Genomic DNA, 14,868 nt, shown 5'->3' with positions numbered 1-14,868 from the left:
CACGTTGGGTATTTTTGCCAATTTTCAACAAGGTAAAAGTCAACGCGACTGGCTTCAACAAGCCAATGTTATAGGATGTTAAAGTTGAGCATCGCGTTATAAATAACAATATTGAAAGGAATCAGTAAAGCCATTAGCCGCATCAACGTCTTTTTTGTTTTTGGGCCAAAAACGTGGACGATCACTTTTAGTCTTATCCTGTCGTAAGCATAAAAGCGCCAACGGGTTTGTTCTTTGACTTCACGTACGACTACTGCTCATCCATTTCACAGCAGACAATCACTTCGGTACAAGGAGAAGTGGCTTTAGGGCTGAGTTTAATGAAATGGCCGCCCTCACCCTAGCAACGGTATATTAACAGGGTGATTATAGCCAAATCATATTAATATGACATAATACCTAAACCCTAGACGACAAGGCATAACTCATCGACTACTCTGCCTTATCATTGGAAGGTAGATATTATGCCATAATATTTTGATTATGTTATATATTGATTCTGATGGAGCTAAGAAAATCAAAAATAACTCCAAAATCAGTGTTGCAAAAACAAGGAGGTTATAGTCCTAATAGGCGCCATCTCGTTTTAGTACTACGTTGACTGTTTTAAACAAAATAGCGATATCGTTCCAGAGTGTCCAATTTTTTACATACCAGCTATCAAGATATACACGAGTTGCATAGTCAACATCGTTACGCCCACTCACCTGCCATAGCCCTGTCATACCTGGTTTAGCCATGAGATAATACGATTTGTCATCTCCATAACGTTCTAGTTCTTCTTCAACAATAGGTCTTGGACCAACAAGACTCATCTCTCCTTTTAACACATTAATGAGTTGTGGAAGTTCATCAAGACTGGTTTTACGTAGAAAATGACCAATAGGTGTGATTCTCGGATCATTCTTGAGTTTGAAGTCTTTTTTCCATTCCTCCATAGCGTTTTTATCTGTTTTAAGTAGATTTTCCAGTACTTCTTTGGAGTTTATAATCATAGAGCGAAACTTTAAGCACTTAAACTTGTGCCCTCCTTGTCCTATACGTTCATGGCCGTAGAAAGGAGATGCTCCATCACGAGAAACTTTCCAACCAATAAAAAAGAACAGAGGGGAAAGAAGTATCAATAAAAGTGAAGAAACAACAATGTCGAAACTACGTTTAAGAATACTTGATGATCTTTTAGCGAGTTTATTTTTTACCCTCAGCATCAATAGCTCATAACTAAAAAAATGGGACATATCTGTGCCATAGAGTGGAACCCCACGTAATGTTGGGATCACCGATACATTACGAATATTATGAGCAGAGAGGTAGCGTAACCATTCGTCTTGCAACTGATTCTGCTCATATTCAAGGGCTATAAAAATCTTGTGTTGCTGGAATTTTCCAAGTAATTGTTCAGGAGTGAGATGAAAAAATGGGAGAGTTTTCTCTGGGCTAATTGCACAATTATTATCTGGTGCAACAAAGCCTATAACCCCAAAACCAAGTAACCGCTCGCTGCAAATAGCTAAATAAGCATCACGAGCGTTATTCCCACTACCGATGATAATTGTCGGCATATTCCAATATTTAAACTTAATTAATAATAGCTTAGTTAGCCACCGACAAAATGGCAGAGTAAACATAATAATCAACCAAAACATAGCCCACTGATGTCGAGAGAAATTCCATTTAGAAATAGCTACTATTGCTAAATCGGCGACAGCTAGTCCAATGAGCATCAATAAGGTTTCTTTCAGTTCATTCCAGAATGGCTTACGATAAGTATAATGTCGTAAATGGCCCCAGGACCAGAGAAGCATAATTACGGCTATGGTCAGAAAACTCCAAGCTCTGGCGATATCTGATCCACTTTTAAAGACGAGGGAAAATGGAACATTGGTGCGATTACTTTCAATCCACCAAGAAAGAACAAAGGCACCTGCCATAGCCAGAAAATCGCTTGCCATCAAAGAGAAACGGTTAACAGACGCTGAATAGTTTTCATATCCGGATTGATTGCTGTTTGAGTTCCGGAGCATTTCTGTCGAAGCCATATAGTATATTTACCTAAATTCAAAATAGTATTCGGCAGAGTGCCGAACTAAGTTCTCTGCCGTGTATGATATAATTATCTTTGAGTTGCGAGTGCACTTAGGCAGGTTGTGACAACTTCTTTTGCTTTACATAAAGTGTCAGCTTCAGAGTAACAACGTAGTTCTGGTGCATTACCTGATGGGCGTAGATGGACAATAATATTGTTATCAAGGGTCATTCTTAAACCATCAGTAAGGTCGATATGAATGATTTGACAATCATTGAATCCCAATAAAGCTAGTAATTTTTCTGGGACTTGAATCCCCTGATTTAAAATGACCTGACTTAACGCTGTAGGAAACTCTTTAAGCCTGTCAGAATACGTGTAACGTGGAGGAAGGGCGTTTACTAGCGAAGAAATTCCCTTATCTTTGCTTACACTTAATATCATAAGTGCTGGTAAAAGCGCATCGCGGGTAGGAAGGGTAGCTAATATTCTTCCTGCTACATTAATATTACTGCCGAGCAAGAATCCGCCATTAGCTTCAAAACCAGCAATACGTTTAAATTGGTTTGAAAGTGACTTAAATTCGGCAATCACATAGGGAGAACCAATTTTAGTTAAGGCAATATTGGTAAAACGACCACAGCTTTGTACGGCACTATTGCAGTTTACTGGGATTGCCAAAGCCTCTATCCCTAAAGCATCAGCACACAATAATCCTACTATGTCACCCCTTAACCATTCTCCATGTTCATCAGCCAGCAAAGGGCGATCACCGTCACCATCCGTTGAAAAAATACAGTCTAGGTTAAATTCATTAGACCAATTTTTGGCTTTAATTCTATCTTCTTCCGCAACAGCTTCCGTATCGATAGGAACGAATTCGTCAGTACGCTCAAGTGAAATGACTTCAGCGCCTAATGAGCTGAAGAGAAGAGCATAAAGATCACGTCCAGCACTGGAATGTTCGTAGATACCTATACGTTTTCCTGCTAGCAAGCTTTCGGAAAACAGAGAGAGGTAACGATTTATATAGGCTTCTGCGGCATCTGATAAGACAGTTAGTTGTATCATCTCAGTCAAAGGTTCAAAAATAACCTCGGCAGATAAGATAGCTTCTTCGTCTTCCTTTGAAATTTCCCCATCAGGCCGATAAAATTTGAGACCATTACGGTCAAAGGGAATATGACTGCCAGTAATCATAATACATGGCATGCCATCTTGCATCGACTTATAGGCAAGCGCTGGAGTTGGTACTACACCATAATAAATGGGTTTAATCCCTATTTGACGAAGTGCTGTTGCACAAGCCATTGCCATATCAGGGCTACTAGGTCGGTTATCGATAGCCAATGCAATTTGAGAAATGTCATATTGTTTTTGCATCACTGATACAAAAGCATGGGTAAAAGCTGAACAGACATCTGGAGTGAAATCAATGACCAAGCCACGGGCGCCACTGGTACCAAACGCGATACCACTACCAGCAATAACTTCTTGGCTATTTAGTTTCTTATTATTCATTTTCTTCTATTTCTACTCTGCCATAACGATCATTGAGACGAACAATATCATCATCTCCAAGGTAAGTGCCTGATTGGATTTCTATTACCTCCAGTGGAACCTTACCTGGATTTTCCAGTGTATGGACTACACCTACTGGTATATAGGTAGATTCATTCTCGGTAACCAAATAGGAGTTATTTCCTTGAGTTACCCGCGCTGTTCCTGCCACAACAATCCAATGTTCGGCACGGTGGTGATGCATTTGGGTAGATAAGCTTTCACCTGGTCTTACGGTAATTCGCTTAACTTGATATCGTTTCCCTTTATCTATGGAATCGTATTTTCCCCAAGGGCGATAAATCTCCCGATGAAAACGATGTTCTGAACGACCAGATCGTTTCAGATTTTCGACAATTTTTTTGACATCTTGAACCTGAGTTTGATCTACAACCAACACAGCATCTTTAGTCTGAACTACAACAAGGTTTTTTACACCGACGAGACTGACAAGGCTGTTTTCAGAATAGACATAATTACCGTTGCTGTTGTACTGTAGGACATCACCTTTAAATACATTACCATCGTCGTCTTTTTTCGATATATCCCACAAAGAAGACCATGAACCGACATCAGACCAGCCAGCCGACAGGGGAACGACAACTGCATCAGTTGTGTTTTCCATTACTGCATAATCAATTGATTCACTTGGACAGGAGAGAAATGCTGACTTATCTACCCGGACAAAATCGAGATCGGGATTGACAGTTCCTACAGCAGCAACACAAGCTGAATAAATATCGGGGCGGAATGTTTTAAGTTCTTGCAGAAAGCGACTGGCGCGAAACAGAAACATACCACTGTTCCAGTAATATTCACCACTTTGTAAATACTGTTCTGCGGTAATAGTATCTGGTTTTTCAACAAATTGTGCTACTGAAAAGGCACCTTTATGTTCGGCTCCACGCTGAATATAGCCATATCCAGTTTCTGCATGAGTTGGCACTATACCAAAAGTAACGAGTTTTCCTGCAGTTGCATGAGGAATTGCTTGCTGTACTACCTGTGTAAAGGTTTTTTCATCTCGAATCACGTGATCTGCTGCCAAGACTAATAACAGAGGATCTTCATCATTGTCTATGGTTTGAAGAGCGGTAAGTGCTGCTAAGGCAATTGCTGGAGCTGTATTGCGTCCTAACGGCTCGAGGATAATGTTGTGCTCTAGTTTGCCTAGGTGTCGTAGCTGTTCGGCGACTAAAAAACGATGTTCTTCGTTACAAATAACTAAAGGAGATTCTGTTGATAGCTCATTCAAACGTTGCACAGTTGTCTGCAACATAGTGAATTCACCATCGAGTTTAAGAAATTGTTTTGGGTATAACTCGCGGGAAAGAGGCCATAACCGACTGCCGGAACCACCGGCCATGATGATGGGCAAGATAGTCATCTTTTTATCCTTAAAAGCGAATTATTTTTGCTGCAACCAATAACTTTTATACATACTAAATTTAGGTAGCCATTTTTTGGGGAGGATACGGTAATTCTTCCCAAGCTTATAGCCAATCAGTTTACAGCCCGTTGTTAATAAAGATCTTGGAATCCATAAAGGAGCATGATGCCATAAATATTTCAGTTCTGATTTTACAAACTTCATTCCCTCACACGAAGCTCCCCCAAACTGTTGTTGAACCCACGGTTCACAGGCATGGAAGACGCCTGTATCGAAATAACGACGAAATTCTTCCCACGGGCTATAATTATGAGAGTGTCTGACAGTTGCCTCTGCACAATACGAAACTTTATAGCCAGCTAAAATCATTTTTGCAGCTAAATACATATCTTCGGCCAGAATTGTATTTTCTGGGAACCCGCCTAATTTTTCAAAAATATCTCGACGATAAGCCGCAAATGAGTTTGACATAAACGCAGTTTTTAATCCCAATATCGGGATATCTTTTGATGATTTGATGTAACTTTTATCTGGATAATTAAAAAGACGTGCATGTGTAGCAATAGGGTTCGCATCTAAATGGGGTAGTTGGCGTCCACAGACAGCAGCAACAGAAGGATCTTTAAAACATAAAAGTATTTTATCCAATGAATCATGAGTATTTAGAATAGCATCTTGAGTTAAAAACACGATGACTTCAGCATCAGAAGCTAAACGAACTCCCAAGTTTCTGGTGCCTCCGTGATTAAAATCAGATGTAGAAATAATATGGGGTTTAATACCCTCTTGACGAGATGTCTGCACAGTATCGTCATGGGAGCTTGAATCTATCATTACAATTGAAACATCACACGTTTTTTGTGACTTGAAAGCTGAATACCAGTTATGCCATATTTTGCCAGCTTGGTAAGTTGGTAAAATTAAAGTTACTTTCATTTTTCCATTTTCTCCAACCAATTACTCACCATTTTTGTCATTAAATGGGAATCATAATAAGATGCTTTTACTATCCCTTTATCAATCCATGATTTAGGTTCTTGTAAAGATTCAAATGCAGATATCCAACTGTTCTTATCATTAGGATTAACATATATAGCTGAATCGCCAAGTACTTCATGAAAAACTGGTATATTTGATACGATGACAGGAGTATGGCTAGCCATAGCTTCAATAGGAGGAATACCGAATCCTTCGTCTAGTGAGGGGTAAATTAATGCACTGGCGTGAGTATATAACGAACACAAATTTTTAAAGTTGGCATCATGTAAAATAACGACTTTCTCATTTAAAGAAAGCTGTTCAACTAATTCTCTAAGGTGTGCTGCATAGTTAGTTCTTCCGCAAACGATAATGAGGCTATATTTTTCACACCAGACTTCACTAACTGCTAATAACGAATGAATATTTTTATGAGGCCAACTCGTACCAACAGCTAATAAATAATCCCCTTTTTTGGACGCAGGTTTAAAATCTGCAAGTTCAATAGAATTATAAATGACAGAAATAGATTCTTCAGAAACATTATAAGATAGTGATATCTGTTTCTTAACTGTATTTGACACAGTTAATATATGATGGCAACGTTTTACCAAAATTGGTAATATATATCTAAAATAAATTCTTTGAAGAAAACTATCAGGATAAGTATATGGGCGCAAATCGTGTATAGTAATAATTTGTCTTCTAAGAAATGGTATATTGTGGTGAGTTGTAGATACAACTTTACACAAACCAAATTTCATATAAACACGTAAAGCTAGGTATGGAGTATATAGTAGCCAAAGAATAGGACGTACCCGTGATATTTTTGATGTATTTGATACCATATCCGGCACAATAATCATTGGGACCCCAAGGCTAATAAAGAATCGCTCCTGTGACTTAGCACAGATGATTCCATTAACTTTTTGCAGATTTGACATAGCTTTAATAAATTTCAAAGTATATTGCCACAGACCTGTACCTTCACGGCCTACACGCGCCAAATTAATAACCATGCAGAATTCCTTTATTAACTTTCTTACTTGAAGAGCAGATAAACATAAAAATATAGCCAAGAATAATCCAATTTTCATAGGCAAAATAATTTACGTTGGCAGAAAAAAGAGAAAAAATCATAAATGAATAAAAGCCAACACCTAGAAATCGTAAAAATAAAATAAAAATCACATAAAATAAAAAACTGTATTGTAAGATAATATATGCACCGCCAGAACTAAAGAAAACAATCTCTGGTTTAATATTAACAAATCGTAAGTTAGCTAAGAAAGGAAATTCTTTTATAACTTCATTTAAATGTTCCGTAATCCCCCCCCAAATAAAAGATGAAATAACTGAAGGTTCAAATAAAGACGTCAACACATAATAACCAATACTTCTGTGAAGATACGTTTCTGCAAGCCATGGATTTGTATACGTTTTGCTAATAAAATCATATGTATTATACAAAACATAGACGATACACACGCAGAGCAAGCTATAAATTAAAGCTCCAACTAACAGATTTATTTTGTCCAACTTGATTACATATTTATCAAATAAATAAACAATTGGCACTATAATCCCAAAAGCTATAGTTATTTTAGAAAGAGAAAGTATAATGCCAATCATAAAAAATAACAAAAGAGTTTTGGATTTTATTCTAACATCATATAAGTAGACTAAAAAAATACATATTAGAAAGGAAGAAAAAAAACCAGGTTCTTTACTTAAGCCTGCAACTCTATATTGAAATAAGACACCATCATCAAATCCACCTCTAGATTGGATGGCATATTTTCCCCACAGTGTATCAGCAATAAATGGTGGCTCAATAACTGTACTGTCACCTATATATGATAGAATGAATTGCGCCACAGCGAAAATCACACTGATAGTCGTGAAATAATATACAAACTTGAAAGCAGAGTAACGATAGATATACAGATAAACAATATAAGCTACAGAGAAAAATAACAGTGTGGGTTTGATGAAATAATATAAACTGCCAGAGTTAATCGACACTGACAATGTAATTAAGACTAAAGTACACGAATATATTAGCATGTTTTTTTTTATTTTTAATGAAATAATCCATTTTAAATAATTAATGTCAATAAAAGGAATGAACATATAAAAATAAATTGACATTCCATCAAGAGAGAAGTTAACTATTGAAAAAACAAAAGATAAAAAGAATAAAATAGGGACAATATACATTAATGAACCTTGTACTATTAATAAAATGGATATTTTCTAGGGAAAGATTACGAAATATCTATGTTGTAAGGTCACAGGGCGCGAGCATACTTTGATTAATATTTATCCTTAAAATGTAAATATTATTCTTTAACCCTATGATTTACTAAAAAAGGTTAAAAAATTGTTTTTATAACTACATTTCACTCGACATAAATATTGTAAAACTTAATTTTTGAAAAACAATCATCTTTAAAAGGCCATTAAGATAGTGTACTCGAGCCCTGTGTAGGGCCATTAGACAGATAGCGAGGTTTTTTTGTTTCCGTTATAATCTGCCCTTAAACATTGTTGTATTATTCAGGAAATTTACCGCAACATAACGAATATGTGAAAACAAATCTGCTCGGATATAACACTCGTCTTCTTTGCATTTTCACATCCAGTTTCTAGTACAGTTTGTCTTATTCTCGATATATCTACCGATGACTGTTTTAGTTTGTTGTTCAGCATTAATATTAGCTGAACTAATGTAACAATGGGGAATGGTGTTCTCTTCTTCTGTCATTCCCTCTCGTAAAGATATTATCACCTCCAATTGATTCAATTTACGCCATTAAAAAAATCAATTAAAGCATTTGGTAAGCGACGTAATTCAGGCCAGTGATAGCAGGGGCTTTCATGCTTTTTCCTTGAGATGTTAGACGTCCAAATAGGTCATGATTCCAATAGTTAGATCACCCTATAAAGAAATAGTATTCACGTTCGATGAAACTCCCTATCACCTTATCGTGTATTTCCTTTGATTTGGAATAGACAATAGTCCTTCGATTCAGTCTTTTTAAACGTGTACGGAATATCAAATTGATTCTTTCTATACGTTGGGTATAATGTTTTTCTTCAGGGAGTAGGTTGTAAGGTGAATAATCATCCGTACAGTAAAACCTGACATATTAAATGGTGATAATAACTCAAGGAATTTGCGTAAAGTCGCCATACTGCGATCACCAAAAACATGCGCTACTATTCGCTTGAGGCGAGGCTCCCAAGCATACCAGAGCCAGCGTTGATTTTTCTTACTACTCACAAATGACCATTGTTCATCAACTTCACAAATAAGCTGGATTTCATTTCCCTCAAGGGGAAGGCGGTCACATTTTTTGGGTGAGTTTTTTAACGTGCGAATGACGGTGTTAATCTCTATCTTCAGTACACGGGTGGTATTACGGGCATCCGTGTTATTCATTGCTATATCAATAACCTGCTCTTTTACACCAGGATTACAGGCTTGATAGGTATAGTTCAGTTGAAAGGTTTTACGGCAGGCATAGCAGTGATAGCGGGGATGACCAGTACGCCCTTTTCCATGCCCTTTAACCTCTTCTGTTTTATGACAGTAACGACAAACCACCTCTCAACTTTAGCCATATCCCCCCCATAATAAAAAGCAGGGAGTTTATCACAATATCTAATCATTGGGAGTATGGCCTCTTTTTGGGCATCTGTCAGATGAATTTTCATGGGCGCGATCATGATCTGATTCAAATGAAAAATCAAACATCTTCAATGACGACGGGTATACACTAATTAATTCAAAAATATAATAAATAGTAAAAATACTTAGTAATGCAAGGGGTAATAAATTAACTACATTCATTTCGTGCCAACGAAGTAAATAAGTATATTAAAAACCACAACAACGAAAATAAAGATATTACTACAGCATCAGAGTCAATATTTAGCATTTTCATAACTAAAAGAATACTTCTAGTTTATCCAAGGGTGACACGTTTTTCACTTTATAGTCAACACATTTTATTCTGAAGGATGCCTCGTTAGTAAATTTCAGCATTAGAGAACATATCTGGTGGCTATTGTTTGGTATAAATAAAGATTTTTCATTCAAATAATCTAACATTCCATCTACAGCTGATGCAATAATCGGAATTTTTTTATTGATTGCTTCTAGCATAACTAAAGGCACTCCTTCAAATAAAGAGGGTATTATTAGTAAATCAGGCTGGTTTTTTAATTCCCACCATTTGTCACACCATCCATGAAAATGAACTTTCTTTTGTAATACAGGATTTTTTTGAGATAATTTAATCAGATCTTCAAGGTCAGGTCCATCTCCAACATAGTGTAAATGCATATCTATTACACTATTATTTTCTTTAATGTAATTAGAAAAAGCCTCTAATGCAATATCTTGTCCTTTATGGGAAAAAACGATCCTTCCCACCACATAAAAATTAATTATTTGCTTGTCAGAATATGTGTTCTTAATTTCTTTATTGTTATAAATTTCAATAGCCTCCTTCCTGTCTTGTTCTAGAAAGTTTTTAAATACATCAATTTGTGCATTACTATTGTAGATATTAATTTGTTTCTTAAAACACTCTGAAATAGTAATATAATCACGACACAATCTGTAATATATTTTATTGATCGCCTCACGGAGAAAATAATATTTTAACCCTAACCTTTTTGCACTATGTGCAAAAGGAATATAAGATTTAATATTAGATTTTAAAATAGCTCCCCAAAAGATAAAGTTCGCACCTAACTCAATACTACCTTGAATAAGAATAATGCTAGCATTTCTTTCCTGTATTTTATTTAAAATCGAGATAATTGTTATAGCGTCTTTTAACTTAAAGAAATGACTAATTGTTCCAAATCTAGAATGTTTTATATTGAATAGCTCATATGAAAGGCCATTTTTTCTTAATTCATCAATGAGTTTTATATTTTTTATATGTACATAAGAAACTATGTTAATATCATATATCTCTACAATTTTTTTAATTATTTTAATAGCCATAACTTCATGCCCTCCATAGAAAACTGAAGGGAAGATAAAATATTTCATAGATTTCAAGTGTTGGACCTTTTAATTTTTTTAGAACCTATATTAATTACTAAACTCCAGAAAAAACATCTTGCTCTATCAAAGAACGGGGTAACGAGTGGTAAAGAAAAAAATACTTTAAAAAATAGGCCAATATCGTATTTATTGTAAGCCGCAATGCAATCAAATTCTTTATTTAATTTTTTATAACGAACAGCAGAACTAGCTATACAACATTTATTTAAAAAATTAAAAATTTTCTTTTGGAAGTTTGAGTGTAAATAAAGATTAGCTATAGAACATCTGAACTTTACGTCATTATTTAAAAAACCGTGAAGAGTTTCTTTTTTTAAACTTTCATTTGCCAGATATCTATAACCAGCTAACACAGCCTTTGTTTTTTTTATGCCAAAACGTTTGAAATACTCAAAATTAAAATAATAATCTGATGTAGGCCACTTATCGAGATTATAACCACCAATTTCTATGGCTAAGTCTCTTCTCATCAACATTCCCAAGCTTCCAAATATCGGATTAAATGCCAAAAAATCAGCTATTTTTAACGGCTCAAATTCACTCTCACTCTCACGCCATTTAATATTAGTTACTCTAGAGAAAGTAACATGGGCTACACTAATCATTGAGGAATTATTAAGGCTATTTTGATAGCATGATTGCAAAAATGCTAGATGCAATATATCGTCATCATTTAAAATAGAAAGAAAGCGTCCTCGAGCTAATTCTATACATCGATTCCAATTTCCATACATTCCGATGTTTTTTTTATTTCTAAATAGTCTAATATTTCCAGGGATATATTTCTTAACAACTCTATCAATATCATTTGTATACTCGGGGTTGGAGCAGTTATCAACAACAACAACTTCAAAAGAAATATTAAAATCAACTTTCTGATTTATAGCTGATTGGATAGCTTCATCTAACAATTCTGGACGATTGAAAGTTGGTATCATGATTGATATTTCAGGAAATAAGTCTGGGCATCCATCAATGATCAGACTTGATGGAATATTTACATTAACCTCAAAGAAACTTTTAATGCTCATTAGTCTTTTCCTTTAGTATATAAATAACTCTTTTAATTCCATACTTAAGCATCCATATATAGTTAATACCTAATAATTTGTTTACTTTTAATGACCAATACCAATTGTTAAAAGTCAATTGTACTATTCCTTGTCCCAGAATAACTCCCCCTAAACCAAACCAACCACCGTAACAAATAAAAAAGCCTACTAATACAACAGCGACCCCAGAATATAGAGATGCATTTAAAAATGGTATTTCGTTTAAAGTTGTCAAATATGTCGCACTAAGTGAATGATTAAGTTCTAGCAACATAAAAAAAGAAAGTAGGATGAGCCATTGCTTCTCAATAAGATTAGCATTAGAGCCAATAAAACTTAAGAAGAAAGGGCCTATTAATACTAATAATATAGAACCGAGAATAAATAAACATAAAGAAATTATCATGGCAGATGAATATATATATCTTAATTGTTCTTTCATTCCATGAGCTTGCAGTGTATTCATTTTTGGTAATTGAATTTGGAACACTAATGAACTTAGTGAACTTAATAACATGAATATTTGTATTGTTAAACCATAACTTGCTGTAGCAGAGACTCCCCAAAAATAAGTGACAATAAAAATACTTCCTCGCTGAATAAGAAACGCTCCAAGCTGGACACAACCTAAACGCCAAGAACTACCCCACAATATCAAAGTAAGATCATTATTAGCTTTTGCTTTTTTTATTTCAGTGGATTCTTTTGCGTAAAAAGCTCTATTGGCTAGAAACCGATTTAAAATACAAGATGTTAAGTTAGAAATAGCCATGGCGTATAACCCAAAATTAGATAGTAAAAGTATTATAGCTAAGATGGCCATGCATAATCGACTGATAGCTATAATTTTATTAACTTCTGTTATATCACCTCGTCCTTGTAAAAGAGCATTGTAATAACCGAAATAAAAGATAATAATTCCACTCAATGCATAAATAAACCAGCTAATATAAATATCTAGTCTATCTGCATTATAAGTTAGTGAATAAAGATAAAAACCTCCACCAAAAACAAGAATTATTGATACACCTAATGATATTATTTTATATATTTTTCTAGACGAAAAAATTAAATCTATGAGTAGCTTTTGATCAACATGACAGGTCTTATCCATTTTAGGTAAACCTGTCTTTGTCAAATTTTTTGCGCCATTATATACATAAGATGCTTGTCTGGCTATCGTAGGTTGGAATCCGAATTCAAGTAATTGAGCTAATCCATATATTGATGTAAATATGTACCAAAACCCAAGATCCTCTGGTGTAAGTGTTATAACTAAAATAGGTAGGAGAATAATACCAGAGCCAATATTTAATAGCTGCGCAAGATAGCCCCATATAATATCAATTTTTTTCACATTGTATCACTTATTGAGTGTGAATATTTCAAATGGGTGAGGAAAGCATGTAGTTAAAATTATTATATATTAACTTATTTCTTGATAAAATATAACAACTATCAAAAAATCAATTTAACTATCTATTAATTATTCTATTTGCAGCATCTTTTCCGCTTAACAACGCCTGATCACTCCAGAGGTAAGACCATTCACCAAATCTTCCACACGTTTCGATATTATTTTCTTTTAAAAAATCTAAAACGAACTGCCTGCGTTCCTCCATGCCATGGTCATAAACAACATTTCCATATTTCAGTTGACGGTGATCTATAAATAAAATGTCTGATTCATTACAGATTTTGCTTTTTATTAGATAATTTCTAATGTTTTCAATTAGTATCGAAATATCTGGATTTGACTTGGTTGAAAGGGTGTATACTTCAAATTGAAGAGAGCTACAACCTTTAGGCACAGCATCCGGTGATTTCAAACTAGGTGAATATGCTCTGGCAGCAACACAATCGTCGTAGATGTAAAACCATAAATATTTATTATTTATCTCTCTAGAGAAACCAATTGAAAGTAAATCAACTTTTGTATAAAGAAGGCTTTCTGCGGCCTTTTTGACATCCTCTGGGACATCGTTAATAATACCTACTAATTCAGGTAATGGTATTGCACTGATTATATTATCATATGCAACTATATCACCATCATGAAATTTAACTTTTTTACTAATAAGATCTAATTCAATAGCTTTTTTATCGAGATGGATGTCACATTCAGTTACCATTGGTTTTATAAAGGAAAAATAACCGCCTTCTGTTGGATATCTCATTTCATCAGCATAATAGTGATTATCATATCTTGGCTCAAGAGCTCCATATAATATTTCAGCTAGATTAGCTTTCCTGAGGCGATTGCCGATCCACGTTAAGGACAATTTATCTGCGTCAATTGACCAATATTTCTGTGTATACTTAATTGGATAACGTTCTGCAATCTTTTGCCCATATTGACTAATAAGCCATGACTGATAGTTGTCATTGTAATTCTTAGGTGCTTTACAAAAAGACGAGATGAGTTCAACTTTCTCTTCCGTTGGCAATGGAAATAAATTATTTTGTACAGGGTGTCTCAGCCATGTCTCATTTTCATAACAATATGGGTCTGGTTTGTGTTTGTAATATTTTACATTGTCAAATAAAGAACGTACATATTTATCTTTTGTGAATGAAAGATGGACTGCATGATCAAATCTAAAATCACCTACAAAAAAAGGTGCTAACAGTCCTCCTGCTATATTAGATGACTCATAGCAAGTTACTTTAAATTTATTCCGAGATAAGTGATATGTTGCTGATATACCTGCAACTCCAGCACCTAAAACAACTATGTTCAATTTCAGCTCCTATCTAATGGAAATATAAGATTAAC

Annotated in this window: 12 protein-coding genes; all 12 read right to left on the bottom strand. The window is 34.9% G+C overall.

Going from position 1 to position 14,868, the window contains the following annotated elements; genetic code table 11:
- Positions 1 to 68: 68 nt before the first annotated feature.
- Complete coding sequence (locus tag Xedl_RS39330) at positions 69 to 185, bottom strand: IS1 family transposase (RefSeq protein WP_425274589.1); 117 nt, start codon at positions 183 to 185, stop codon at positions 69 to 71.
- A gap of 381 nt (positions 186 to 566) precedes the next feature.
- Complete coding sequence (gene wbaP, locus Xedl_RS13130) at positions 567 to 2,039, bottom strand: undecaprenyl-phosphate galactose phosphotransferase WbaP (protein WP_083600334.1); 1,473 nt, start codon at positions 2,037 to 2,039, stop codon at positions 567 to 569.
- Between the two features lie 74 nt (positions 2,040 to 2,113).
- Positions 2,114 to 3,547: a phosphomannomutase gene (locus tag Xedl_RS13125; protein ID WP_074024293.1), complete on the bottom strand. Its 1,434-nt coding sequence runs from the start codon at positions 3,545 to 3,547 to the stop codon at positions 2,114 to 2,116.
- Positions 3,540 to 4,973, bottom strand: coding sequence for a mannose-1-phosphate guanylyltransferase/mannose-6-phosphate isomerase (locus tag Xedl_RS13120; protein ID WP_074024292.1), 1,434 nt, complete (start codon positions 4,971 to 4,973; stop codon positions 3,540 to 3,542). Before Xedl_RS13120 ends, Xedl_RS13125 begins: the two co-directional genes overlap by 8 nt.
- A gap of 21 nt (positions 4,974 to 4,994) precedes the next feature.
- Complete coding sequence (locus Xedl_RS13115; protein WP_074024291.1) at positions 4,995 to 5,912, bottom strand: glycosyltransferase family 2 protein; 918 nt, start codon at positions 5,910 to 5,912, stop codon at positions 4,995 to 4,997.
- Positions 5,909 to 6,973, bottom strand: a complete 1,065-nt coding sequence (locus tag Xedl_RS13110) for a glycosyltransferase family 4 protein (protein ID WP_074024290.1) — start codon at positions 6,971 to 6,973, stop codon at positions 5,909 to 5,911. The genes Xedl_RS13115 and Xedl_RS13110 overlap by 4 nt, the downstream gene beginning before the upstream one ends.
- The gene (locus tag Xedl_RS13105; protein ID WP_143187435.1) at positions 6,963 to 7,832 is read right to left on the bottom strand and encodes a hypothetical protein; all 870 of its coding nucleotides are present in this window, start codon (positions 7,830 to 7,832) and stop codon (positions 6,963 to 6,965) included. Before Xedl_RS13105 ends, Xedl_RS13110 begins: the two co-directional genes overlap by 11 nt.
- A gap of 1,058 nt (positions 7,833 to 8,890) precedes the next feature.
- A protein-coding gene (locus Xedl_RS23700; RefSeq protein ID WP_244149714.1) for an IS1 family transposase occupies positions 8,891 to 9,564 on the bottom strand; the annotation gives its coding sequence in 2 pieces (ribosomal slippage) (positions 8,891 to 9,103 and positions 9,106 to 9,564; 672 coding nt in all).
- Between the two features lie 342 nt (positions 9,565 to 9,906).
- The gene (locus tag Xedl_RS13090) at positions 9,907 to 10,977 is read right to left on the bottom strand and encodes a glycosyltransferase (RefSeq protein ID WP_074024288.1); all 1,071 of its coding nucleotides are present in this window, start codon (positions 10,975 to 10,977) and stop codon (positions 9,907 to 9,909) included.
- Between the two features lie 53 nt (positions 10,978 to 11,030).
- Positions 11,031 to 12,071, bottom strand: coding sequence for a glycosyltransferase family 2 protein (locus tag Xedl_RS13085; RefSeq protein WP_074024286.1), 1,041 nt, complete (start codon positions 12,069 to 12,071; stop codon positions 11,031 to 11,033).
- Entirely contained in the window at positions 12,061 to 13,449 is a 1,389-nt protein-coding gene (gene wzx / locus Xedl_RS13080) for an O-unit flippase-like protein (protein ID WP_074024284.1), read from the bottom strand. Before wzx ends, Xedl_RS13085 begins: the two co-directional genes overlap by 11 nt.
- A 118-nt stretch (positions 13,450 to 13,567) precedes the next feature.
- A complete protein-coding gene (locus Xedl_RS13075) occupies positions 13,568 to 14,833 on the bottom strand; it encodes a protoporphyrinogen/coproporphyrinogen oxidase (protein WP_158024374.1) in 1,266 nt (421 codons plus the stop codon).
- Between the last annotated feature and the right edge of the window lie 35 nt (positions 14,834 to 14,868).

This window comes from Xenorhabdus eapokensis (genome assembly GCF_001908105.1).
Note: the sequence above shows the minus strand (reverse complement) of the source record. Positions and strands in the feature narration are given on the sequence as shown.

Coding starts and splice junctions, on each gene's coding strand:
- wbaP (WP_083600334.1), bottom strand. CDS start 2,039: ATGGCTTCGACAGAAATGCTCCGGAACTCAAACAGCAATCAATCCGGA.
- Xedl_RS13125 (WP_074024293.1), bottom strand. CDS start 3,547: ATGAATAATAAGAAACTAAATAGCCAAGAAGTTATTGCTGGTAGTGGT.
- Xedl_RS13085 (WP_074024286.1), bottom strand. CDS start 12,071: ATGAGCATTAAAAGTTTCTTTGAGGTTAATGTAAATATTCCATCAAGT.
- Xedl_RS13115 (WP_074024291.1), bottom strand. CDS start 5,912: ATGAAAGTAACTTTAATTTTACCAACTTACCAAGCTGGCAAAATATGG.
- Xedl_RS13110 (WP_074024290.1), bottom strand. CDS start 6,973: ATGGTTATTAATTTGGCGCGTGTAGGCCGTGAAGGTACAGGTCTGTGG.
- Xedl_RS13090 (WP_074024288.1), bottom strand. CDS start 10,977: ATGGCTATTAAAATAATTAAAAAAATTGTAGAGATATATGATATTAAC.
- Xedl_RS13120 (WP_074024292.1), bottom strand. CDS start 4,973: ATGACTATCTTGCCCATCATCATGGCCGGTGGTTCCGGCAGTCGGTTA.